We start from the raw sequence: 22155 nt of genomic DNA on the forward strand, positions 1-22155 counted from the left end.
TAGAACAGCACGCAGGGCCCCTGGTTCGGACGTCGAGATTGTGGTGATCAAGTCGTCTACCAGGGGCTTCTTCGCTTCACTGGCCGGACGCCAACATCGCGATCATGCTGTGATCGGCATCTGTCCAGCCGGATGAAAAAGGGTCAGTGATGCCGTCGCGATCAGCGTCGTTGTGCAACTGCAGGATGTCGATGCTCGGTGGGGTGGTCACGCGCGCAGCGTAGTTCGTGGGGCGCGCGGCGGCCGTCTCGTGTCGCAGGTGGCGTTTTCGCCATATCCGAACTGCCGGACTGGTTGGGGTCTGGGGCGAAGAAGTCATTGGCCCCAAATTCCCTTCCTTCACCCGCCGCTTGCATCATGAGGTGGACCATGGGACGTGGTGGGCGGGCGGTGAATCTGTCAGGTGATTTACATGCTTCTCACGATTCCGCCGCCAGGTGATTACTGTCCGCCATAGACTGCGGGCGTGACGAACAGGCCAACTCCCGACCAGTTCTTTGATGGCGACATGTACCGGGCCATTTGGCCCATGGGGTCGGAGAAGATTGAACTACTCTCTGGGCATCCCCTGTTCTACGGCTCGTTCAATCAGGCCGACGCCGAGGCGGCCGAGCGCGCGTTCCCAGGTCGTCGGGCCACAATCGAGCCCTGGTACGGCGAGTTCGGCAACCTCATCCTGCACGCTTCCAGCTGCACCCCGGAAACCTGCTCTGAGTGGCCCGCCGAGGGAGTCTGACTCTCGGCGCCGTCCGACCCCCCTTGCTCGACTCCCGGCATCGTCCCAGGATCGAGCGGTTCTCCCTACTGCCTCACGTGACTCGAGGACTCGTATGTCGGCGAACGTTTGATCGTCCTGGGGAGTGCTCGTGGCGCAGTATGTGATCACGCGAACGGTCTGCGGGTGGACGGCACCGAGTACTTGGTCAGTTGGTTGGGAATGATTTGGCGACTGCGAGGCTGTCCTCGTACATGTGGTGGCGTGTGATGCGGACGTCTTCGATGGTGAGGCGTAGCGCGAAGGTCCTGGTGAAGCGGTTGCCGGTGTCCTTCAGGCGTTGTGCTCTTGTGCCGATCAGTACGGCGTCGGGTCCGTCGATTAGTGCTTCGTCGATCGATACGCGGCCCTCGGTGGGTAGGCAGTGCTCGGCGAATGTGCGGAAGTGGTCGGCGGCGTCGGCCCGGGTGGAGCGGGGGCGGATCCACGGCACTGCCGGGTGCTCCTCGACCGGCCAGTTCACTTGCCAGGAGACCTCGGGCGCGTAGAGGTCCGCGATGTGGTCGGGGTCGCCTTGCCGGCTCCTGCGCAGGAACTTGTGGACGACGGCTCGCGTCGTCGGCTGAGGCTGCTCGGGCACTACGGGAGGCGGCGGGTTTCCGAACTGGTAGTCCTTATGGATTCGCCCGTCATCGCCGAGTCGGGCGAAGACGAAGCCGGTCCAGGCTGCCTCAGCGCCTGCGGCGGGGGTCATGTAGGTGGTGAAGCGGACGGTGCCGTGGTGCCCTACGGCGTCTTCAGCGGCCCGGAAGGTGAAGCCGCCCTGCTTCACCAGGTGCTCGTGGGCTTCGGCGATCCGGGCCTCGATGGCTGGGAGCCCGCGGTATTCGGCGGAGTCGGTGAACTCCACGGCCTCGTCGTCCCAGAGGGCGGCGATCAGGTTGTGGCGGACGTCGGGGTCCGGCTCTTTCCACACGGCGATGTAGCGGTTGCCGAACTCGTCGATGCGAAGTCGTAGTCCATGCCGGGACGGTAAGGACGGTCCACTGACATCGACTGTCAGTGGACTCTGGAGGTCTTTCCGGCATGCGCGCGAGCCGGCTGGTGTCGATCCTGCTGCTCCTGCAGACCCGTGATCGGATGACCGCGCGGGAACTGGCCGCGTGGTTGGAGGTCTCCGAGCGGACCGTCTACCGGGACGTCCAGTCGCTGAGCGCGGCCGGCATCCCGGTGTACGGCGAGGCCGGTCATGAGGGCGGATATCGGCTGGTCGGCGGATATCGCACCCGGCTGACCGGGTTGACCGCCGCCGAGGCCGAGTCGCTCTTCCTGACCGGGCTGCCCGTCGCCGCCGCGGATCTCGGGCTCGGCGAGGCGCAGTTGAAGTTGATGACCGCGCTGCCGCCCGAGTCACGCGACAGGGCGGCTCGGCTGAGAGGGCGGGTTCACCTCGATGCCCGGTCCTGGTGCCAGGGCGCTGACGCCGCTCCGCATCTGGCAGTGGTCGCCGACGCGGTGTGGCATCAGCGTTGTGTGCGCCTTCGCTACCTGCGTTGGGAGGCCCCGCACGAGGTCACGCGGACGGTTGAGCCGTACGGCGTGGTGCTGAAGGGCGGCAGTTGGTATCTCGTGGCTCGCCGGGCCGGGCGGTTCCGTACCTACCGGATCTCGCGGATTCTCGCTGCGGACGTACTCGACCATGGCTTCAAGCGGGCGGTCGGCTTCGACTTGAGCCGCCACTGGCAGGACTATCTCGACGACTATGACGCCCGACGATACGAAGGCTGGGCAGTGCTGCGCCTGTCGCCCGATGGCATGCATCGGCTGCCGCACCTGGCCGAGCCGGCCGTTATGAGTGAAGCTCAGAAGCCGCGGTTATCGATCCGGATGGCTGGACGCGCGTCACCGTGCCGGTCGAGTCCCACGACCAGGCGGTCCGGGAACTCCTGCTCCTGGGCGCGGACGTCCAGGTTCTCGCTCCGGCCGAGCTCCGCTCTCGAATGGCCGGAACTGTGGCCACGATGAGCCGTCACTACAACCTGGGGGAAACGCAGTCGGGCTGGGCTGGGCGACCCGAGGGCGGGGGACTCGGGGAGGCTGAACCAGAAATGATCTTCCGGGGCCGGACATCTCCTCCATGAGGCCCATGTGGTGTGCGGGTTTGTTCTCATGGAGGGAGATCCCTTGGCGGGGAAGAGGAGTCTGGTCGTGGGCGCTACGGCGGTCACGGCTGTCGTGGCGGGGGCGCTGGGCGCGGGGGTGCTGAGCGGTCCGGAGCGGGTGAGCGCGGGGCAGGTCGCGACTACCTCCCAGGTGGCGTCGCGGACTTCGCAGGACGTTCGGGAGCGGTATCCGCACGGGCTGCGTGGTGAGGCCGTGAGCAAGGGAGTACCCCGTCCGGCGAAGGCACGGCGGCTGAACGCCGAAGCGGGGGTCCGGGTCACGTTCGATGTGCTTGATCGACATGGCAAGCCGGCCAGCGAGACGGGTGTTCTGCTGTACCCGCTCACCGGAGACGAGCCGTTCTACGCCGATCTGGTGGACGGCCACGCCGAAGGGGAGGTCCCGGCGGGTCAGTATGCGGTGCTGACCCGTGTCAGCACTGTTGAAGCGAATGGTGAGACGTCGTCGGCCCTCGTCTACCGGCCCAGTGTGACGATCAATGAGGCCACCAAGGTCCTGCTCGACGCGCGCCACGCAAAGCCCATCACGGCAACGGTCGATCGCACCGATGCCGAACTCCTCGATGGGGACGTGCGGATCGTCCAGGACATCGCGGGCCAGCCCGTCGTCACGTCGGCGATGATGTCGATCAAGAACGCCTACATCACGCCGACCGGTTCCATGCCGGGATTGGCACTCGATCTCCAAGCCGTCTTCACCCGTAAGGGCGCCGAGAGCGGCAGCCCGTACGTCTACAACGTGGCGAGCCGGGTCTCGGACGGGGTGCCGCAGAAGCCGACACTGAGTGTACGCACCAAGGACATGGCCGCGGTGAAGACCGCGTACGGCACCGAGGGAAGTCCGGCATGCGTCGGCGGTCATGCCCTGCCGTCCTGGCCGGACGGCGGCATCACCATGGGCTTCTTCACCGGGGTGGGTGCCGCACCCGGCACTCGTACCGAGTACTACTCGCCCGGCATCGCGTGGGACATCGACTGGATGAACACCGAGCCAGGCTGCGGCTTCGAGGAAGGCACCACGGAGATCTGGACGCGCGGTGAGCGCTTCGCTAAGCCGGGCTCGTACCAGCGTCGCCTGACCCCCGCCCCGTTCAGTCCCCGCAGCGGACGCGTCATTTGGGGCGAGTACGAGGGCGGGGAACCGGCGCTGACCATCGGGATGCATTCGACGGGCGCGGGCAGGAGCTTCATGGCGCCGTACCCCGGGGCGTCCGGTACCTCCGTCCTGCGGGACGCCAACGGGAAGACCGTCTACTCCTACGACGCCCCAGGCGCCGCCTGGGGATGGCCCGTGCCGAAGCCGGGCAAGTACAGCCTCACCGTGGACGAGAAGCGCGCCTCCCCCTTCTCGCCGCTCGCCGTACGCCAGCACGCCGTCTGGCACTTCACCGTCCGGGACGACAAGGTCATCGCCTTGCCGTCCCTCAGCTTCCGCACTCCGCTCGACGCGCAGTCGAGGGCCAGGGCAGGGGCTCACCAGCAGATCACCATGACGACCGACCATGCAGGCACCGCCAAGCCGAAGCTGTGGGCTTCGTCCGATGACGGCAAGACCTGGAAGGCCATCGGGGTGACCCGCAAGGGCGACGCTTGGGCGGCGACCTTGACGAATCCGAAGGCGGGCTTCGTCTCTCTGCGGACGGCCGTCGCGGGTGTCGTCGACCAGACCGTGATCCGGGCCTACGCCGTCCACGGGTAGGGACGTCGCGCCAAAAGTCTCCGGTTCAGGACGGCTCGTGAGCCCTACCGCAACGGATTACGAGCCGTCCTGACGCTGGAGGACGGGCGGGTTGAAGCGGGAAGAAACGGCGTCGCTCCAACGAAGGGGAACGGCGCCGGCGATCTCGATGACGTCGGTGACGGTGAATTCGACCAGTCGTTCAGCGCCCGGCACGGCGGCGGCGTTCTCGGGATCCCAGTCGGTGCGGGCCGTGCCGGTCAGGTGCAGGACGGCACCCGTGCGCCAGTCGGGAAGCAGGAGCCCGGCCCGCGGATTGACCTCCAGATTGCCCAGCGTGTTGAACATGGCGTTGCCGACGTAGTCGGGCCAGCGCAACACTGTCGGCGACACCACCTCGATGAATCCCGGGTTGCCGCCGCGGTGGGAGGCGTCGGCGTTGCCCTCGCCGTCGGAGGTGGCGATGAAGAACGTGTCCGCACCGCCGATCCACTGCTGCTGGTGGCCGGTGAGGGTTCCAGAACGTTGAGGACGCCCAGGGGCAGTGGCCGGCTCCCACTGGTGTTCCCGTTTCTGGATGTACTTGGGGCAGTTCGAGTACACCTGGTCGAGTTTGACGTGCAAGCCGTGCTCAGTAGGTACGGCCTGCCCGTTCAGCCGCATCCGGCGATGCCGGGACGGTTCGATCGCGAGCATCCCGACCGGCGCAGGCGTGCGCAGTCGCTCATAGAGCGGGTCGCCAACACCAGGGTGGGCGTCGATGGTGAGCGTGCCGGCGTCCTCGGCGTGGAGGAAGCCGGGCTGCCCGGTGAGCAGTGTCGCCCATAGCCGTCCGTCGGTGTCGGCGGCGCCGAGCACCAGCATCGGCTGCTGGAGAAGGAACTTCCGCGCCACTTCAGGGATCTCTGAACGGATGGCGCGTGCGGAGAACCCGCCCTGGTCGAGCAGACCGGCGCGCCGCTGGGCGGCCCGTTCGCCCTCGTGGTAGACGTCGACCGCCACAGCGGCCTCCTTCCGGGGTGAGAGGTTAGAAGAAACCGCAGGTCGGGGCGGCCCCGCTGGGTGCGGGGGCGGTGTCGGCGCCAGCGGGCGCGTAAATCTCCAGGCGCGTCCCGTCGGGGTCGGTGAAGAAGATCCCGCCGGACGAGACGCCCTCGCCGTGCGGGACGACGCCGTCGTGGACGAGCTCGGCGCCCAGGTCGCGCAGCACCTGATCGGCGGCCTTCACCTCGTCGATCGTTTCGACCTGGAACGACAGGTGGTGCAGGCCCGCCGAGCGGGTCGCGAACGTGGTGTCGCTCTGCTCCCACAGGGTCAGGACCAGCCGGCCGTCCCGTCCGAGGAAGGCCCAGCGGCGGCTCGGGTCCTTGCTCTCCGCCTGGACCTCGAATCCGAAAACGCGCAGGTAGAAGGGCAGCGACCGGTCCAGGTCGTTCACGTTCAGCCCGACGTGTCCCGTTTGCAGTGCCTTGATGGCGGCTGTCTCCATGACACACCTCACTAACCCCCGGGCGGCCACGCCCGGGCTCGGCTAACTGTCTATCGGAACATAGACGGTTAGAAGATGATCGTCAACCGGCTAAGGCGCGTTAGGTGGGTAGAATCCGTAACGTGCAGCAGGAACGCGGTGTGCAGCGGCAGGAGAGCGCGGACCCTCGGCTGCTGGTCGGGGAGCCGCTCAGCCTGGACCTCGTCAACACCTTGTGGGTGGACGATCGCGTCCATCGCGACCTGCTCGACTCCACCGACGGCCTGGCCATCTGGCTGCGTTCGGCAGGGCTGGACGATCGGGCTGTGGCCGACCGGGCGACGCTCGACGCCACAGTGGAGACCCGCGAGATTCTTCACGCGCTCCTCGCCGAAAACCCGTCCCCGGAAACGGTGGACGCGCTCAACCGCGTCCTTGAGCACGGAGCCTTGCACTACCGGCTAGGCCCCGACGGACGGGAAGAGCATCCGCGGACCGACGACCCCGCATGGCTGCCGTCCTGGCTGGCCGCCACCGACTACCTCCGGCTCACGACCGAGGCCCCGGCACGCGTCAAGCACTGCGCGCATCCCGACTGCGTGCTGTACTTCTTCGACGCGACCAAGAGCGGCACCCGCCGCTGGTGCTCGATGGCCATCTGCGGCAACCGCGCCAAAGCCGCCCGCCACTACGAACGCGCGAAGACCAACCGCTGACAGGCCGCTGACCCGGCCGGACAAATGACAACGCCGCACTCAACCGACCAAAAAACCGGCTTCTGATCACCAGAGTGATGTCGAGGATGCCTCGGGCGCTCCGACCTACTCGGGAGGGCGCCGTCCGCCAACGGCCGACGGCCTCCGCAACGCACCCGAACCGGGAAGGACCGACATGTCACGCAACACCGACACCGTCAACAGGTACATCGACGGCTTCCGCAAGAACGATCACGCGCAGATCCTGTCCTGCCTCACCGACGACATCGAGTGGACGGTCTTCGGCGGCTTCCACCTGACCGGCAAGGACGCCTACGACAAGGCCATCGACGGGCCGCCGGAGTTCGTCAACCCCCCGCACCTGGAGGTCGTGCGGATGGTCGAGCAGGACGACGTCGTCATGGCGGAGATGACCGGGACGGTGAAGCGCGCCGCGGGCGGCGAGATGCGCATGTCCATGGCGGAGGTGTTCGTCATGCGCGACGGCAAGATCGCCGAACGCCGCGCCTGGGTCGTCGAACTGAAGGAGAACCACTACCGCTGACACGAGGGCGGCTCGGTCGACGACAAGGGCGACCGAGCCGTCCCACCCCCGGCGGACGACAGACCCGCGGCGCTCAGAGGGTGGCGGCCCAGGCCAGAGCAAGGGTTGCGGTCGCCGCGATCAGCCAGGTCGTGTAGTCGCCGATGCTGCCGCTGTGGACGGTCTTCACCGCGATGATCGGCGGCCTGCTACATGCCCGTAGCGGTTTTTGAAGGCGAGTCGGAAGGCGTTGCCACCAGAGACCGACCGCCGCGCATAGGAAGGCCCCCGCGAAGGAGAGCGCCCCGTAGAGCCAGTCGCGCAAAGGGATGTCGTGTTCGGGGAGAGGACGAGGCGGCGGTGCGATGCCTTGGGTCACCAGGCGGGCATGGGACGCGTGGTCGTGCAGGTCGGCTGCCGCCTTGATCGCGTGAGCAGGCAGGTCAGGAGCGAAGGCCAGGAAGTAGCCGGTGGCCGCCAGGAGCAAGGGCGCGATCAAAGGCCATAGGCGGTGGTGGCCGTCGACACGATGGGGTTCGGTTTCCTGGCTGGTCAGGGTCGGATCCTCAGCGGGACCCCAGCCCAGGAAGATGCGGGCCGCCGCACGCAGTACCGCCGCCGCGCTGATCGCTATGCAGACGGCCAGAACAGGCGCCACCCACGCATAGCCGGCGCTTGCCAGCGCGTCGTAAACAAGAGTCGCGGATTGGAACGGGCCGAAGCCGGGAGGGGTCGCCAAACCCGCAGCACAAATGGTCAGAAGCACTGCCAGCGCAAAGGGACCCGCGCGGCCCCGGCCATGCAAAACCGTCTCGTCCGACGAACCCAGCCGCACGATCAGCATCCCCAAGCACAGCATCAGCGCGCCCCGCAACAAGCCGGCGGTGATGATGTACATGACCGAGCCCGCCAGACCCTCAGCCGTAAGCGTCGCAATGCCCGCCAGCACCACACCGCCATTGCTGACGGTCATGAACGCCAACTGCCGTTTCAGGTCCGCTTCCAGGAAGCACATGACGGCGCCCAGGACCGCGCTGAGCAGCGCCAGGCCCAGCAACGCGTGGCGTACGGCGTCGTCGTCGCCGAGCGTCGGGGCGAAGACGGTGGCGTGGACGCGGGAGTACACGTCGTACGCCAGGTCGCTCATCACGGCGGTGAAGATGGCCGCTGCCGGGGCGGTGGCCACGCTGTAGGCGTCCGTCAGCCAGAAGTGGAAGGGGACGGTCCCCGCCTTCACCAGGAATCCGACCGTGATGAAGGTGAGCGCAAGCACCAACAGCCCGGACGGGTGATGCTGCTCCAGCGCCGTGCCGATGCCGACTAGGTTGAGGTTGCCGGTCCGCCCGTAGAGGACGCCGATCCCCATCAGCAGGGTCAGCGTCCCGATGGTGTTGAGGATGGCGAAGTCCAGTGCGCCCTGCAGCACTTCTGGACGCTTCACGTGGTAGCCGCTGAGCGCGTACGCGGCGACGCTCATCAGCTCCAGGAACACGAAGATGTTGAACAGGTCCCCGGACAGAACGAACCCCACCATGCCGGCAAGGAAAGCCAACATCAGCGAGTAGAAGAGATGGCGGATGTTCTCGAAATGCCCCCACGAGAACACCAGCGCACCGAGGACGGCCGCCGCCGCCAGGGTCGCCTCCGCAGCGGCCAGCGGGTCGACGACGAAGCCGATCCCCCAGGGAAACCCGCCCTGGACCGGAGACCAGCCCCCGAACCAGTAGACGATCGTGCCGTCGGTCGAGTGCAGGGTGAGGGCCAGACTCATGCCGGTCACGGCGGCGGCGCAGGCGATGGCGATCGCGTCCGGGAGCAGGCGGGGCAGGTGCTGGCCCACGGCGGCCAGTAGCGCGGCGCAGACCAGCGGCAGCGCGACGGCGAGGGGAACGAGCTGGTTCATCCGCGGGTCGGACGCATCTCTTCCGGGTCCACCGTCCCGGCGTGCCGGTGCGCCTGCAGGGCCAGAGACAGGACGAGCGCGAGGACGACGACGCTCACCACGATGTCGGTGAGGGTGAGGGCCTGGACCACCGGGTCGGTGAGCGGTGTGCCCGGTGCCTGCCCCTTGGTGACGGGTGGCGACGCCCCGCTGCGGTAGCCGACCGCCAGCAGCAGCAGGTACGTGGACGACTGCATGATGTTCAGGCACACGCCGAGGTGGATGTAGCTGCGGCTGGTCGCCACCCCGTACAGGCCGGCGACGAACAGCACCCCGGCGACCACGTACGGGTAATAGATCACTGGTCCGCCCTGGCGTCGGACGGCTGCGTGTACTCCTCGATGAACTCGCGGTAGATGAGGACGAAGGCGGCTGTGACCTCTACACCGGCGGCCCAGTTCAGAGCGGCGGTCGTACCGCCGGAGGCGAGGGTCCCCGCCGACCCCAGGGGGAGGGTGTTCGTCAGGAAGGCGGCGCCTGCGGTCAGCCCCAGGAAACCCAGTGCCACGTAGGCGGCGGCACCCAGCCCCTCGGTCGCGTCGAGCACGGTGGTCGGCGCAAGGCGGCGGAACTGGCGGTGGCCGCCTGCCAGCCACAGCAGCAGCGCGCCGCCGGACGCGAGCACTCCGCCCTGGAACCCGCCGCCCGGAGTGATGTATCCGAAGCTGATCACCCACAGGCCGAACAGGAGCAGCACGGGAGCGAGCACACCGCCGACGGTGCGGACGGCGTCGCTGGTGACGTTGTCAGGGGGCGGACGTCCGGTGGCGGCTTCGCGGCTCGACCGCAGCAGCAGGACGAGGCCCATCACGGCCGTGAAGAGGATGAACTCCTCGATCATCGTGTCCATGCCGCGGTAGTCGAACATCACGGCTGTCACGAAGTTGGTGATGTGGCGCTGCCCCTGGGCGTTCTGGTTGATGAGACGGCCGTACTCGCCGATTCGGGCGCCGAAGTCCGGAAGGCCGGTGTAGCCCCAGATGAGGACGCTGAGGATCGCCGCGAGCGGGGGCAGCACCAGCACCCGCCGCCACGGCGCCTTCATCCCTTTCCCCCGCCATGGGTCTTGTAGATGACGGGCAGCAGCACCATCGGGACGCCGATCGACGACACCGCGATCTCCGCGATCGCCACGTCCGGCGCCATCAGCAGCGCGAACACCATGACGAGCGACAGCCCGAACAGGCTGAAGGCGACGACCTGGCGCAGCGGGTCGCGGACCAGCACCGTCCCCACGGCCAGGACGCCGGCGAGGGTGAGCGCGATCGCCTGTAGGACGGTCGTGAGCGCCGCGGCGGTCATGAGCCGGCCTCGCGGTCGTGCAGCATGCGCCGCGCCGCGCGTCCGACCGCGTGGGTGACCACGGGGCTGAGGAGCAGGAGCACGGCGGCGGCGGTGACGACCTCGACCGTGCTGGACACCGATCCCGCGCCGCCGGTCACCACCACGGACGTGCCGATGAGCGCCGGTCCGACGGTGGCGGACGCGGCGGTGTAGTGCAGCCGGTCGAAGACGTCGCGCATCCACCAGACGCCGACGCAGCACGCGAGTTGGGCGGCCACTCCGGCCCAGAGCAGCACCTGTGCGGCGAGTTCGGCGGCGCTCACGGCAGCCGGTCCAGGAAGCGGGCGAAGACCAGGCCGCTGACGACGACGCAGACGGCGGTGATCAGCGCGAGGGAGGAGAAGGACGACTGCTGCAGCCCGGTGGTGAGGCAGATCAGCACCAGCGTCGCCTGCGCTCCGACCGCTTGGAGGGCGGCCACGCCGTCGATCGCCTTGGCGCGGAGGCCGACGACCAGCAGCGGCAGCCATCCGGCGAGGAGGACGGCCGCCGCGAGGAGGAACAGGGGCCGGGTCGCGGTCACGACGGACGCTCCGATCGCCGGTCCGGTCGCAGGTCGTGGAGCAATCGCCGTCCTGTTTCGGGTGAGATGTCGAGGACGTAGCAGTTCGGTGACCAGGTGGCCACGAGCTGCACCCAGGCCCGGCGTCCCGAGGGCACGGGGCCGTGGCCGGGCTCGCTCGCGTCCTCCCGGAAGGTGCCCACTTCGCGCCGACCGGCGGCGACGGACGCGGCGAGCACGCGGACGACGATCGAGAAGTCCACGACCATCGCGACCGTGGCCGCGCCGAGCTCGCGGCACCAGGCCCAGCGTCCGCGCGCGTCCAGCAGCCCTTCCTCGGTGACCAGCACAGCGCTCACCGCGGCTACGAGTGCCATGGCCGCTCCCCACACGGCGTTCAGCCAGGACCACTCACCGACGAACAGCATCCAGAGGGCGAAGAGGGGCGGCCACCAGAGCAGTAGCCGGAGCACACGAACCCTTGGCGTCGTCCCCTCCGACTGGCCGGCCATGTGGCGCCTCCCCGAAACCGGCGGCCGCCCGTCGCCGAGGCAGGCCGTCCTTCCCCACCTGCCCGTCCAAGCCTCTTCGTAATCATCTGTTCACTGTTCGTACTCAAGAGGCCGCTCGCCCCCACACCTACCGTCACGCCTGCTCCAAGGGCGTATCCAGCCGTTCCAGATGAAAGCCGGGGACAAGGGGCCTAGGCTCTCGTGTCACGTTCTGAATCCGTATGGAGGCCGACCGTGGACATCATCAGCCGGAAGGAGTGGGGAGCCCGCGCTCCGCGGTCCCGCTCGACGGTCTCGTGGGGGGCCCGCACCGAGTTCGTCGTCCATTACTCCGAAGGCCCCACCACGCAGACGGTGCGGTCCATCCAGGACTTCCACATGGACGGCAACGGCTGGGCCGACATCGGCTACAACTTCCTGGTCGACGTCAAGGGCCGGATCTACGAGGGGCGCGGCTGGCTGACGGTCGGCGCGCACGCGCCGGGCCACAACTCGTCCGGCCTCGGCGTCTGCATGATCGGACGGGACGGCGACGCGACCGCGGCGGCCAAGCGGTCCATCCGGGCGGTCTACGACGAGGCGGTCCGCCGCAAGGGCGGCGGCCTGAAGAAGCTCGGGCACCGGGACGTGTACGCCACGAGCTGCCCCGGCGACCAGCTGTACGCGTGGGTGCGGGCGGGGATGCCCGCCTCCGGTTCCGGCGGCGGCTCCGGCGACGGCGACACGCCGGACTACGTGTCCGTCGGGATGGCCGCGGCGCAGGACCTGCCGCCCGGCGAGTGGGTGACGGTCCGCTGGGACGACGAGTACTCCGACTCGGCGCACCACCACCGGAACGCGGGCGGCCCGTCCTTCATCGAAGGGCCCGCCCAGTACGCCCTCGTCGCGAACGTCCGCGTCGAGGGGCTGGCGCGGGGCACGCGGCTCCAGGCGCGGGTGATCGAGCGCGCCGACTCCGACGGCAGCGTCGAGGTCGGGTCGACCTCCGAGCACGTCGCCTTCGACGGGGCGACGTTCCTGCATCACGACGTGGCGGCGGACGTCGTGGGCAACGGCCGCCGGGTCCGGTTCCAGGTCATCCAGCACGGCACCGGCACGGGACGGGTCACCGGAGGCACCGCCAAGGGCCTCATCTGGTCCATCTGAGACCTCGCCCGACGCCCACCCGAGGTCACCCCGGGGAAGCGCGGCCGCCCGGCCGGATCGGTCAAGGCCGGTGATTTCGCCGATGCGTGCGGCGCCGCGCCGGGTCACAGTTCAGGGGTTCGGTTCCCCCCACCCCTGGAGGCTTCATGAAACGGGTCCTCGGGTCGCTCATCGCGCTCTGCGCGGCGCTGGCGACGTTCGGGCTCGGCCTCGCGGCACCGGCCAACGCCGCCGGACCGCGGCCCGTCGTCTTCGTGCACGGCTACACCGGCAGCGCGTCCAACTGGGTCACGGCCATGTCGGTGTTCCGCGCCGCCGGCTACAGCAGCGACCAGCTGTTCGCCTACGAGTACAACTCCTACGGCGACAACAAGCAGAACGCCGCCGGGCTGGCGTCGTACGTGAACCAGGTGAAGTCGCGGACCGGCGCGTCGCAGGTCGACATCGTCAACCACTCCATGGGCGGCCTGGTCAGCCAGTACTACCTGAAGGTCCTGAACGGCAACCCGAACGTGGCGCACCTGGCGTCGATCGCGGGCGCCAACCACGGGACGACGTACGCCACCGCGTGCACCATCTTCGAGACGTGCCGCCAGATGCTCCCCGGCTCGTCCTTCATCCAGCAGATCAGCGCGGGGGACGAGACGCCTGGCAGCACGCAGTATGCCACCTGGTACTCGCCGTGCGACGGCATCATCATCCCCTACACCAGCACCCGCCTGGACGGCGCGAACAACCACTACGTCGCCTGCCAGACCCACATCGGCTTCCTCGCCGACGCGGTGGTCCTCGGCGCCATCGCCCAGTTCACCAAGAGCTAGCCGGCATCGACGAGCACACGTGGCGGGACGTCCTCGGGGGGACGTCCCGCTTCGTCGTCCCAAGCGCGCGCGGGCCGGCGCCGAACCGACCTGCCCAATCCGGAACGAACCCGCATGGTTACTCTGAGTGCATCTGGGCGAGCAGGTCATCAGGGGAGGCGGGCTTGTGCGGTGGTTCGGGAGCGGCCTCGTGGCCGGGATGGCGCTGAGCGTCGGGTTGGTGCTGGCCGGATGCGGCGGTGGGTCGAACAACGGGACGTCCGGCAAGGGGACGCCGGGGACCGGCACCCCGACGGGCGGGACGCCGAAGACGAGCGCGCCCGGCACCCGCGCCGCGTCGCCGGTGAGCGGGAAGGTGATCGTGCTCGACCCCGGTCACAACGGCGGCAACGCGTCCCATCCGGAGGTGATCAACAAGCAGGTCTTCATCGGGAACGGCCGCAAGCCGTGCAACACGGTCGGGACGAGCACGCCCGACGGCTACGCCGAGCACGCCTTCACCTGGGACGTGGCGAACCGGCTAGCGCGCAGGCTGCGGGACGAGGGCGCGAAGGTCACGCTGACCCGCGAGAACGACACCGGCGTCGGGCCGTGCATCACGGAGCGCGCGGCGATCGCCAACCGGGCGCGCGCGGACGCGGCGCTGTCGATCCACGCCGACGGCGCCGCCGCGTCCGGGCACGGATTCCATGTGATCGTCCCGGCGCCGGTCGGCGAGAACAAGGGCATCGTGGACGCGTCCCGCCGGCTGGGCCTGGACATCCGCGACGCCTTCCACGCCGGAACGGGCCTCCCCTTCGCCACCTACGTCGGGAAGCAGGGCCTGGACCGGCGCGACGACCTCGGCGGGCTGAACCTGTCCACGGTCCCGGCCGCGTTCATCGAGTGCGGCAACATGGCGAACGCGGGCGACGCGGCCAAGATGTCCAGTGCCTCGTTCCGGCAGCGCATGGCCGACTCCCTCGCGCAGGGGTTCGACAGGTACTTCCAGTGAGACGCGTACTTCCGGTGAGACGCGTACTTCCGGCGAGAAGGGTGCTGTTTGCCGTTCACTGGGCTTAAAGGGCCGATTGTCCGGCTACACGAGCGGTCGACGGGGACGCCACCGGACGAACGGACGATGACCATGGCCCGTAGACGGGGACACAGCGCACCGCTCAACTGGGAGATGCTCCTGGGGCTGGCGGCGTTCGGATTCATCCTCTATGTGTGGGTGTGGGCGGCAACGCAGGGCGGCCCGCCCTGGTGACCCGCCCTATTCGCGGAGCTCTGGGCGCCGCCGGGTCTCCGGCGACGACCGGCACGGGCCGCGCCCGGCGCTGATCGTTCAGACCTGCACCGGGCGCGGCCCGTGCTCGACGTCCGGGCGCTGCGCGCCGCACGGATGTCCTAGCGGGCCATCAGCGCGCGGAGGGACTTCGCGATCTCCGCCGGGTCCTCCTCGGCCATGAAGTGACCGCAGGTCACGGTGGCGTGGTGGAGGTCGGACGCCCAGGCGCGCCAGAGGGCCACGGCGTCGTAGCCGAGCGCGGCGCCCCAGTCCTGCTGGAGGACGGTGACGGGCATCCGCAGCTGGTTGCCGGCGTCGCGGTCGGCCGTGTCCTGGTCGACGTCGATCGTGGCGGACGCGCGGTAGTCGGCGACGATCGACGGGATCGCGGCGCGGCAGGCGTCCAGGTAGGCGGCGCGGACGTCCGGCGGGATCGCGGACGGGTCGTTCGCCCACAGGTCGAGGAAGTGGCCGAAGAACGCGTCCGGGGCACCGGCGATCAGCTGCTCGGGCAGGCCGGGCGGCTGGGCCATCAGGTAGAGGTGGAAGCCGACGGCGGCGGTGGTGCCGTGCATGACGTCCCACATGTCCAGGGTGGGCAGGACGTCCAGGATGGCCAGGTGGGTGATGGTGTCGGGGTGGTCGAGGCCGGCGCGGAAGGCGACGAGGGCGCCGCGGTCGTGCCCGGCCAGCGCGAACCGCTCGTGGCCCAGGGCGCGGGCCAAGGCGACGATGTCGGCGGCCATGGTCCGCTTGGAGTAGTCGGCGTCGGCGCCTTCCGGCTTGTCGCTCTCCCCGTATCCACGGAGGTCGGGGACGATGACGGTGTGGTCGGCGGCAAGGTCGCGGGCGACGTGCCGCCACATCAGGTGGGTCTGCGGGAAGCCGTGCAGAAGGACGATCGGCGAGCCCGACCCGCCGACGGCCACGTGCAGGGAGACGCCGTCCGCGACGGGGACGCGCTTGTATTCGAATCCATTGATGTTTGCCATGACCTCAGGTTGCCCGCCGCCAATGAGCATCCAATGAGCGCGCTATACGGTGGCTTGGGTGGACGTCCTGTTCGGGGTACTCGGGCCGGTCACGGCCTGGGACGGCGACGGGAACACCATCGCCTTGAAGGGGCCGCGGCACCGCGCCGTCCTGGCCCGGCTGATCATCGCGCGCGGGCGCGTCGTCCCGGTGTCCCTTCTGGTGGACGACCTGTGGATCGATCCCCCTTCGGACGGGGTCGGGGCGGTCCGTACCTTCGTGGCGGCGCTGCGGCGCGTCCTGGAACCCGACCGTCCGCCCCGGACGCCGTCCCGGCTGCTGGTCACCGAGGGTCCCGGGTACGCGCTGCGCCCCGGCCCGGACGGGGTGGACGCCTGGCGCTTCGAGGACGCCGTGACCGAGACCGGCCATCCCGCGAACGGCCGATCCGCGACCGGCCATCCCGAGAACAGCCGTCCCCCGGCCGACCGTTCCGCGTCCGAGCTGCTCGCCGCGCTGGACGAGGCGCTCGGCTGGTGGCGCGGCCCCGCCTACGCCGAGTTCGCCGACGAGCCGTGGGCGCGCGCGGAGCGGTCCCGGCTGGCGGAGCTGCGGCTGCGCGCGGCCGAGCGGCGGGCGGAGGCGCTGCTGGCCCTGGGCCTCGCCGCCGACGCCGTCCCGGACCTTGACGCGCACGTCGCCGAGCACCCTTGGCGGGAGGACGCGTGGCGCCTGCTGGCCCTCGCCCTCTACCGCACCGGCCGTCAGGGCGACGCGCTCGCGGTCCTTCGCCGAGCGCGCGGCCTCCTCGTAGAGCAACTGGGGGTCGACCCAGGCCCGGAGTTGCGTCGCCTAGAGGAGGACATCCTCCGCCAGGCCGACCGCCTGGACCCCGCCCAGGACGCGGCGACGCGCGTATGGGCGAAGGCGGCCGAGACGTACGACCGCACGGTGGCGACCGGGGCGCGGGCCCGGCTGGAGTCGACCGTGGGCATCCTGCGCAACCTCGCGATGACCGGCGGCGGGGGCCTGGAGGCGGCGCGCGAGCAGCGGCTGCCGGCGATCCTGGCGGCGGAGGAGCTCGGCGACGCCGACCTCACCGCGCGGGTCATCGGCGCGTACGACGTCCCGGCGAACTGGACCCGGTCGGACGACCCGCGGCAGGCCGCCCAGGTCGCGGCGGCGGCCGAGCGGACCCTCGCCGCGCTCCCGCCGGGCCGCGCCGCCGCGCGGGCCCGGCTGCTGGCCACGATCGCGCTGGAGTCGCGCGGCACCGGCACGCCGCGGGCGCGCGAGGCGGCCCGGGAGGCGGAGGCGATCGCCCGCGGCCTGGACGACCCGGCGCTGCTCGCCTTCGCGCTCAACGGCGTCTACATGCAGACCTTCGAGCGCGCCGGCCTCGCTTCCCGGCGGGACGCGATCGGCGCCGAGCTGGTCGAGCTGTCCGCCCGGCACGACCTCGCGACCTACGAGGTGCTCGGGCACCTCATCCGGCTCCAGGCGCGCGGCGCGCTCGCCGACTTCGCCGGCGCCGACGAGCACGCGGCCACCGCCGAACGGCTGGCCGAGCACCATGAACGTCCGCTGGTGGGCGTGTTCACCACCTGGTACCGGGCGATGCGGCTCGCCGCGTCCGGCGCCCCCATGGCCGAGGCCGAGGCGGCCTACCGGGACGCGGCCGAACGCATGCGGGGCTCCGGCATGCCCGGCCTGGAGGACGGTCTCCTGCCGCTCGCGCTCCTCTGCCTGCGCGTCCAGCACCGGCAGCCCGCCCAGACCGACCCGGCCGACTGGGGGCCTTACGAGCCGTGGGCCCGTCCCCTGGTGCTGCTGGCGCGCGGCCGTCCGGACGAGTCCGCGACCGCACTGCGGGACGTCCCGGAGCCGCCGCACGACCTGCTGTTCGAGGCCCTGTGGTGCCTGATCGCCACCGCCGCCCTCGCCGTGGACGACCGCGAGACGATGCGGCGCGCCCATGACGCCCTGGCCCCTGCCGCCGGTGAACTGGCGGGCGCGGGCAGCGGCGTCCTCACCCTCGGCCCGGTCTCCCGCTACCTGGACGACCTCACCGCCGCCCTCCGCGCCTGACCGGCGGGCTCACGCGGGCGGCGGCCCCGGGTCGCCGCCCAGGACGACGGCGGTCCCCATCAGCGCGTAGCGGTCCACCATCACGTGGCTGGAGAAGGTCGCGAACCGCAGACCGACCACGGCATGCGCACCTCGCGAGGCCGCCGACATGGCGAGCGACTCAAGGCCCTGCCCGATGTCCGTCGCCACGGTCCAGACGGGCCAGGCATGCGTGACCGGCGGGCTCCCGTCGATGGGAACCGTGTCGGTCGTGTAGATGGGGATCACCGGCCACATCCTCGCCACGGCCCTGAGCCTTGGCAAACCCCGCCCCAGACCCGCCTTGGCCTGCCGATGAGCGAGGACGGCGCGCTCCCGGGGTTTACCTGTTCCGGGCCGTTCAAATGCTCCTTTTCGGGTAGGTGCGCACCCGAAGCAGTGGTGGAGAGGAGAGAGCGCGCCGTGACGGACGTATCGAGCATGGGGCCGCAGCCGGGGGACGATCGTCCGGTACTGACCAACCGGCAGGGCCACCCGGTCTACGACAACCAGAACCAGCGGACGGTCGGATCCCGGGGCCCGGCCACGCTGGAGAACTACCAGTTCCTGGAGAAGATCAGCCACTTCGACCGGGAGCGGATCCCGGAAAGGGTCGTCCACGCGCGCGGCGTGACGTCCTACGGCTTCTTCGAGGCGTACGGGAAATGGGGCGACGAGCCCATCGAGACCTACACCCGCGCGAAGCTGTTCCAGGGCGCCGGGAAGCGCACCCCCATCGCGCTGCGCTTCTCCACGGTCATCGGCGGCCGGGACTCCGCGGAAACGGCCCGCGACCCGCGCGGATTCGCCATCAAGTTCTACACGGAGGACGGCAACTGGGACCTCGTCGGCAACAACCTGGCGGTGTTCTTCATCCGGGACGCCATCAAGTTCCCCGACGTCATCCACGCCCTCAAGCCGGACCCGGTGACGTTCCGGCAGGAGCCGGCGCGCATCTTCGACTTCATGTCGCAGACGCCCGAGTCGATGCACATGCTCGTCAACCTGTTCAGCCCGCGCGGCATCCCGGCCGACTACCGGCACATGCAGGGCTTCGGCGTGAACACCTACAAGTGGGTGAACGCGACGGGCGAGACGAAGCTCGTCAAGTACCACTGGATCCCGAAGCAGGGCGTGCGGAGCATGACCGGGGAGGACGCGGCCAACGTGCAGGCCGGCGACCTCGGGCACGCCACCAAGGACCTGCACGACGCCATCGACCGCGGCGACTTCCCGGAATGGGAGCTGGTCGTGCAGATAATGGACGACCACGAGCATCCGGAACTCGACTTCGACCCGCTCGACGACACCAAGGTGTGGCCGGAGAACGACTTCCCGCCGAAGCCGGTCGGCCGGATCGTCCTGGACCGGAACGTCGACAACAACTTCGCCGAGAACGAGCAGATCTCCTTCGGCACCGGCGTCCTGGTGGACGGCCTCGACTTCTCCGACGACAAGATGCTCGTCGGGCGGACGTTCTCCTACAGCGACACCCAGCGCCACCGCGTCGGCCCCAACTATCTGCAACTGCCCGTCAACCAGGCCAAGGGCGCGAACGTGCGGACGAACCAGCGCGACGGCGAGATGGCGTACTACGTGGACGGCGGCGGCGAGAACCCGCACGTGAACTACGAGCCGTCCATCACGGGCGGGCTGCGCGAGGGCCAGTACCCGACCCATGACGAGCAGGGCCCGGAGATCCGGGGCCGGCTGACCCGCATGCGCATCGCGCGGGCGAACGACTACAAGCAGGCCGGCCAGCGCTACTGCCTCATGGAGGAATGGGAGCGCGACGACCTCGTCCACAATTTCGTGGATCTCATCTCGCAGTGCGCGCGTCCGGTCCAGGAGCGGATGGTGTGGCATTTCCTGCTCGTCGATGACGACCTGGGGCTGCGCGTCGGCGAGGGCCTCGGCATCAAGCCGGAGGACGTCGAGCACCTGGACCCGCTGCCCGGCCAGACCCTCACCGACGAGGACGGGCAGCGGCTCGCGAACCTCGGCAAGAACGGGTCCCGCGACGTCAGCGGCCTGAAGATGACCCACTGCGTCCCGAACGAGCGGGCCGTCGTGCACCGCTGACCGCGAAAGCGCGACCGGACGACATCCCGGACCGGGCCGTGGCGCACACGCCCGGTCAGGGAGGTCGTCGCGCGGCTAGTTATCGCTGAGCAGGGGGTAGAGGCGGCGCGCCACGGCGGGGCGCGTCGCGCGGCGGTGGCCGTCGATCGCGGCCTCGACGATCGCGCTCTCGGCGGTGAACGCGGTCCGCATGACCGCGATGAACTCGGCCGTCGGCGGGTAGAGGCGGGAGGCCGCGCCGGCCGTGCGGCGGACGAGCACGCGCGCGGCGGTGCGCAGCGCCGACTCGAAGTGGCGGACGTCGTGCCCGGCGCACGCCTCGCCGGCGCCGAGCGCGCGGAACACCGGGAGTACGGCGCGCGCCTCGCGGGCGCCGGAGTAGACCGCGATGGCCTCCGTGACGAGGTTCGCGATCTCGTCCGGGCCCAGCCGGGTGTAGGCGGGGACGCGGGCGGCGACCTCGCCGGCCACCTCGGCGGTGATCTCGTCGGCCCGGTCGGCGAGGAACCGGTGCAGCGCCGCCCGACCGTCGTTCGTCCCTGGCACCGTGCGACCCCCTCGCGACTCGCTCCCAGTCCTGACTGGGACTGTTGGCCGAGAGTAACCAATCCCGCGGGGCTGCGGTAGGGGTATGTTACCGGCGCGTAGGCCGGATTCGCTGCCCGATTTCCGAAATGTCCTTGGTCAGCCGGCGGTCCATCGCGCGGGCGAGATGCTCGTCGGCGACGGTCCTGGCGATCGGGCGCAGCCGCGCCACGAGCTCGGCGAGCCGGTCCAGGTCCGCCGGGGACGGATCGCCGTCCCGCCGGTCCAGGAGATGCCCCCTGACCAGCTGGACGAAACCGAACGCCATCCGGTCGAACGCCGCCTCCAGCTCCCAGCTCATGGCGAGGATCGCGGGCAGCGGGATCCCGGCGCGCACGAGCTGGACGGCGGCGTCGAACAGCCGCGGGCTGTTGATCACGACCCGGTCGCCGGCCACCGTGAGATGCCCCAGCTCGACCGCCTCCGCGATGTGCTCCGGGGCCAGCCGGCCCTCGAAGGCCGCGGTCAGCTCGTCCATGGCGATCTCGGCCCGCGCCCGGTCCGCCCAGGGGGTGGCGGCCGCCCACGCGAAGCCGAGCAGCTCGGTGACGCCGCGCCCCGCGTCCGCCGCGGCGAGCAGCTCCCCGATGCCGCTCAGCCGGTGCCCGCGGTCGAGCAGGTCCGCGATCAGGCGCAGCCGCTCCAGGTGGGAGTCGTCGTAGAGGGCGATCCGGCCCTGCCTGCGCGGCATGGGCAGCAGCCGCCGCTCCTGGTAGTAGCGCAGCGTCCGGACCGGCACGCCCGCCTCGGCCGCCAGCTCCTCGACCCGGTACTCGCGCCCGCGCCCGTCCGCGCGGCCGCGCCCGTCCTCGCCCATGTCGCGCTCACCTTAACAATCCGCACTGTAACCATCGGCACTGTCAGCATCGCCGCATCGTGAGGCGCTCGGGGGAGAACGTCTCTCGTCGGCACGGGACCCGGTATCTGATCATCTCGATCGGATGCCGCCGCATCCGTCGCCTCGGGCGTCCCATGGACTGTGCTTCGTCCTCGAAACGCCCGAGCACCGTACGGATGCATACGCGTGCCCGCTCGCCAACCGCTCAACGACAGAGCACGCCACAAAGGTCCAGGCCGACTCTCCAGGCCGACTCCGGACACCGGCTGGACGCTGGTCGGGCGCTGGTCAGATGCGGGCCAGGCGTCGCACCCTTCTGGACACCAGTCTGTAATCGTGCGCGGCGGGCCGGTGACGGTGTGCCCCGCGGTGGCGCCGGCCCCGATGCCGGCGGGACGCGGCGGCGGCGGCCAGCCCGAGGACGAGCGCCAGGACCAGCGCCCACCGCATGGGTGAGCGCGCGGGCTCGTCCGGGGGTTCGTGCTCCTTCCGAGCACGCCGAGATAGCCTCATGAGCTACGCCCTTCTCTTGCGTCGACTGCTGGGACGGGCCAGGGCGGCCTCCTGTCTGATCCACGGGAGGCCGCCCACTTCTGTCTTGACGACCCTTCAGTCAGGGTCATCGAATCGCCCGCAATCCTCCTGCATCGTTCGTGCATCCGCAAGGCACTCTGCACGTGCATGCATCGCTCGATTGTTCAAATGCACGTGCATCTGCACGCGTGAGCCGGTTTCCGGCGTAGGATGCTCGG

25 protein-coding genes and 1 pseudogene are annotated in these 22155 nt (G+C 69.9%); 11 read left to right on the forward strand and 15 right to left on the reverse strand.

From position 1 onward, the window contains the following. Nucleotides 1–76: 76 nt before the first annotated feature. Nucleotides 77–211, reverse strand: a complete 135-nt coding sequence (locus ACGFI1_RS40265; protein WP_392792934.1) for a hypothetical protein — start codon at nt 209–211, stop codon at nt 77–79. A gap of 255 nt (nt 212–466) precedes the next feature. On the opposite strand from ACGFI1_RS40265, the gene ACGFI1_RS40270 reads away from it, so the two are divergent. After that, nucleotides 467–736 carry a hypothetical protein gene (locus ACGFI1_RS40270; RefSeq protein WP_392792936.1) on the forward strand — a complete coding sequence of 90 codons (270 nt, stop codon included), beginning with the start codon at nt 467–469 and terminating at the stop codon, nt 734–736. 187 nt (nt 737–923) lie between these two features. Here the strand turns inward: ACGFI1_RS40270 and ACGFI1_RS40275 are convergent, their stop codons facing one another. Next, nucleotides 924–1625 (reverse strand): nuclear transport factor 2 family protein, encoded by a 702-nt coding sequence (locus ACGFI1_RS40275; protein ID WP_392792938.1) that lies wholly within the window; start codon nt 1623–1625, stop codon nt 924–926. Nucleotides 1626–1855: 230 nt separating this feature from the next. Between ACGFI1_RS40275 and ACGFI1_RS40280 the strand changes: the two are divergent. The 3 genes and pseudogenes from ACGFI1_RS40280 to ACGFI1_RS40290 form a co-directional block, all read left to right on the forward strand. Beyond that, nucleotides 1856–2344, forward strand: a pseudogene (locus ACGFI1_RS40280) (helix-turn-helix transcriptional regulator); the annotation flags it as partial. A gap of 278 nt (nt 2345–2622) precedes the next feature. After that, entirely contained in the window at nt 2623–2856 is a 234-nt protein-coding gene (locus ACGFI1_RS40285) for a WYL domain-containing protein (RefSeq protein ID WP_392792940.1), read from the forward strand. 67 nt (nt 2857–2923) lie between these two features. After that, the gene (locus ACGFI1_RS40290; protein ID WP_392792942.1) at nt 2924–4597 is read left to right on the forward strand and encodes a hypothetical protein; all 1674 of its coding nucleotides are present in this window, start codon (nt 2924–2926) and stop codon (nt 4595–4597) included. 57 nt (nt 4598–4654) lie between these two features. Here ACGFI1_RS40290 and ACGFI1_RS40295 read toward each other — a convergent pair whose 3' ends face one another. Continuing rightward, nucleotides 4655–5578 (reverse strand): pyridoxamine 5'-phosphate oxidase family protein, encoded by a 924-nt coding sequence (locus ACGFI1_RS40295; protein ID WP_392792943.1) that lies wholly within the window; start codon nt 5576–5578, stop codon nt 4655–4657. A gap of 25 nt (nt 5579–5603) precedes the next feature. Beyond that, the gene (locus tag ACGFI1_RS40300) at nt 5604–6065 is read right to left on the reverse strand and encodes a VOC family protein (protein WP_392792944.1); all 462 of its coding nucleotides are present in this window, start codon (nt 6063–6065) and stop codon (nt 5604–5606) included. A 122-nt stretch (nt 6066–6187) separates the two neighbouring features. Between ACGFI1_RS40300 and ACGFI1_RS40305 the strand changes: the two genes are divergently transcribed. Next, the gene (locus tag ACGFI1_RS40305; protein WP_392792945.1) at nt 6188–6760 is read left to right on the forward strand and encodes a CGNR zinc finger domain-containing protein; all 573 of its coding nucleotides are present in this window, start codon (nt 6188–6190) and stop codon (nt 6758–6760) included. Nucleotides 6761–6935: 175 nt separating this feature from the next. Next, nucleotides 6936–7304, forward strand: coding sequence for a nuclear transport factor 2 family protein (locus ACGFI1_RS40310; RefSeq protein WP_392792946.1), 369 nt, complete (start codon nt 6936–6938; stop codon nt 7302–7304). 73 nt (nt 7305–7377) lie between these two features. Here ACGFI1_RS40310 and ACGFI1_RS40315 read toward each other — a convergent pair whose 3' ends face one another. From ACGFI1_RS40315 to ACGFI1_RS40345, 7 genes are read right to left on the reverse strand one after another with little or no spacing between them, the layout of a single operon-like run. Then, nucleotides 7378–9186: a complex I subunit 5 family protein gene (locus tag ACGFI1_RS40315; RefSeq protein ID WP_392792948.1), complete on the reverse strand. Its 1809-nt coding sequence runs from the start codon at nt 9184–9186 to the stop codon at nt 7378–7380. Beyond that, entirely contained in the window at nt 9183–9527 is a 345-nt protein-coding gene (locus ACGFI1_RS40320; RefSeq protein WP_138635522.1) for a sodium:proton antiporter, read from the reverse strand. The genes ACGFI1_RS40315 and ACGFI1_RS40320 overlap by 4 nt, the downstream gene beginning before the upstream one ends. Then, the gene (locus ACGFI1_RS40325) at nt 9524–10270 is read right to left on the reverse strand and encodes an MnhB domain-containing protein (protein WP_392792950.1); all 747 of its coding nucleotides are present in this window, start codon (nt 10268–10270) and stop codon (nt 9524–9526) included. Before ACGFI1_RS40325 ends, ACGFI1_RS40320 begins: the two co-directional genes overlap by 4 nt. Then, on the reverse strand, nt 10267–10527 hold the full coding sequence (locus ACGFI1_RS40330; protein WP_387078629.1) for a Na(+)/H(+) antiporter subunit B: 261 nt from the start codon (nt 10525–10527) through the stop codon (nt 10267–10269). The genes ACGFI1_RS40325 and ACGFI1_RS40330 overlap by 4 nt, the downstream gene beginning before the upstream one ends. Next, nucleotides 10524–10832 (reverse strand): monovalent cation/H(+) antiporter subunit G, encoded by a 309-nt coding sequence (locus tag ACGFI1_RS40335; RefSeq protein WP_364549309.1) that lies wholly within the window; start codon nt 10830–10832, stop codon nt 10524–10526. The genes ACGFI1_RS40330 and ACGFI1_RS40335 overlap by 4 nt, the downstream gene beginning before the upstream one ends. Further along, nucleotides 10829–11092 carry a monovalent cation/H+ antiporter complex subunit F gene (locus ACGFI1_RS40340; RefSeq protein ID WP_171068906.1) on the reverse strand — a complete coding sequence of 88 codons (264 nt, stop codon included), beginning with the start codon at nt 11090–11092 and terminating at the stop codon, nt 10829–10831. Before ACGFI1_RS40340 ends, ACGFI1_RS40335 begins: the two co-directional genes overlap by 4 nt. Then, on the reverse strand, nt 11089–11448 hold the full coding sequence (locus tag ACGFI1_RS40345) for a hypothetical protein (protein WP_392792952.1): 360 nt from the start codon (nt 11446–11448) through the stop codon (nt 11089–11091). The genes ACGFI1_RS40340 and ACGFI1_RS40345 overlap by 4 nt, the downstream gene beginning before the upstream one ends. Nucleotides 11449–11817: 369 nt before the next feature. Here ACGFI1_RS40345 and ACGFI1_RS40350 point away from each other — a divergent pair, with 369 nt between their 5' ends. From ACGFI1_RS40350 to ACGFI1_RS40360, 3 genes are all read left to right on the forward strand, one after another. Next, nucleotides 11818–12729 (forward strand): N-acetylmuramoyl-L-alanine amidase, encoded by a 912-nt coding sequence (locus tag ACGFI1_RS40350; RefSeq protein ID WP_392792953.1) that lies wholly within the window; start codon nt 11818–11820, stop codon nt 12727–12729. Nucleotides 12730–12875: 146 nt separating this feature from the next. Further along, nucleotides 12876–13550 carry an esterase/lipase family protein gene (locus ACGFI1_RS40355; RefSeq protein WP_138635528.1) on the forward strand — a complete coding sequence of 225 codons (675 nt, stop codon included), beginning with the start codon at nt 12876–12878 and terminating at the stop codon, nt 13548–13550. Between the two features lie 127 nt (nt 13551–13677). Continuing rightward, nucleotides 13678–14544 carry an N-acetylmuramoyl-L-alanine amidase gene (locus ACGFI1_RS40360; RefSeq protein WP_392792955.1) on the forward strand — a complete coding sequence of 289 codons (867 nt, stop codon included), beginning with the start codon at nt 13678–13680 and terminating at the stop codon, nt 14542–14544. A gap of 395 nt (nt 14545–14939) precedes the next feature. Here ACGFI1_RS40360 and ACGFI1_RS40365 read toward each other — a convergent pair whose 3' ends face one another. Next, nucleotides 14940–15812 carry an alpha/beta fold hydrolase gene (locus ACGFI1_RS40365; RefSeq protein ID WP_392792957.1) on the reverse strand — a complete coding sequence of 291 codons (873 nt, stop codon included), beginning with the start codon at nt 15810–15812 and terminating at the stop codon, nt 14940–14942. A gap of 58 nt (nt 15813–15870) precedes the next feature. Here ACGFI1_RS40365 and ACGFI1_RS40370 point away from each other — a divergent pair, with 58 nt between their 5' ends. Then, nucleotides 15871–17880 (forward strand): AfsR/SARP family transcriptional regulator, encoded by a 2010-nt coding sequence (locus ACGFI1_RS40370; RefSeq protein WP_392792959.1) that lies wholly within the window; start codon nt 15871–15873, stop codon nt 17878–17880. Between the two features lie 9 nt (nt 17881–17889). On the opposite strand, the gene ACGFI1_RS40375 is transcribed toward ACGFI1_RS40370, so the two are convergent. After that, the gene (locus tag ACGFI1_RS40375) at nt 17890–18147 is read right to left on the reverse strand and encodes a hypothetical protein (protein ID WP_138635531.1); all 258 of its coding nucleotides are present in this window, start codon (nt 18145–18147) and stop codon (nt 17890–17892) included. Nucleotides 18148–18321: 174 nt separating this feature from the next. Between ACGFI1_RS40375 and ACGFI1_RS40380 the strand changes: the two genes are divergently transcribed. Then, nucleotides 18322–19980, forward strand: coding sequence for a catalase (locus ACGFI1_RS40380; RefSeq protein WP_392792961.1), 1659 nt, complete (start codon nt 18322–18324; stop codon nt 19978–19980). Nucleotides 19981–20055: 75 nt separating this feature from the next. Here the strand turns inward: ACGFI1_RS40380 and ACGFI1_RS40385 are convergent, their stop codons facing one another. Together ACGFI1_RS40385 and ACGFI1_RS40390 are read right to left on the reverse strand one after the other, a co-directional pair. Continuing rightward, entirely contained in the window at nt 20056–20526 is a 471-nt protein-coding gene (locus ACGFI1_RS40385) for a hypothetical protein (protein ID WP_386871763.1), read from the reverse strand. A gap of 88 nt (nt 20527–20614) precedes the next feature. Next, nucleotides 20615–21382 carry a MerR family transcriptional regulator gene (locus ACGFI1_RS40390; protein ID WP_138635534.1) on the reverse strand — a complete coding sequence of 256 codons (768 nt, stop codon included), beginning with the start codon at nt 21380–21382 and terminating at the stop codon, nt 20615–20617. Nucleotides 21383–22155 lie beyond the last annotated feature (773 nt).

It is taken from the genome of Actinomadura geliboluensis (assembly GCF_043197915.1).
In the GTDB taxonomy this organism is placed as follows: domain Bacteria; phylum Actinomycetota; class Actinomycetes; order Streptosporangiales; family Streptosporangiaceae; genus Spirillospora; species Spirillospora geliboluensis.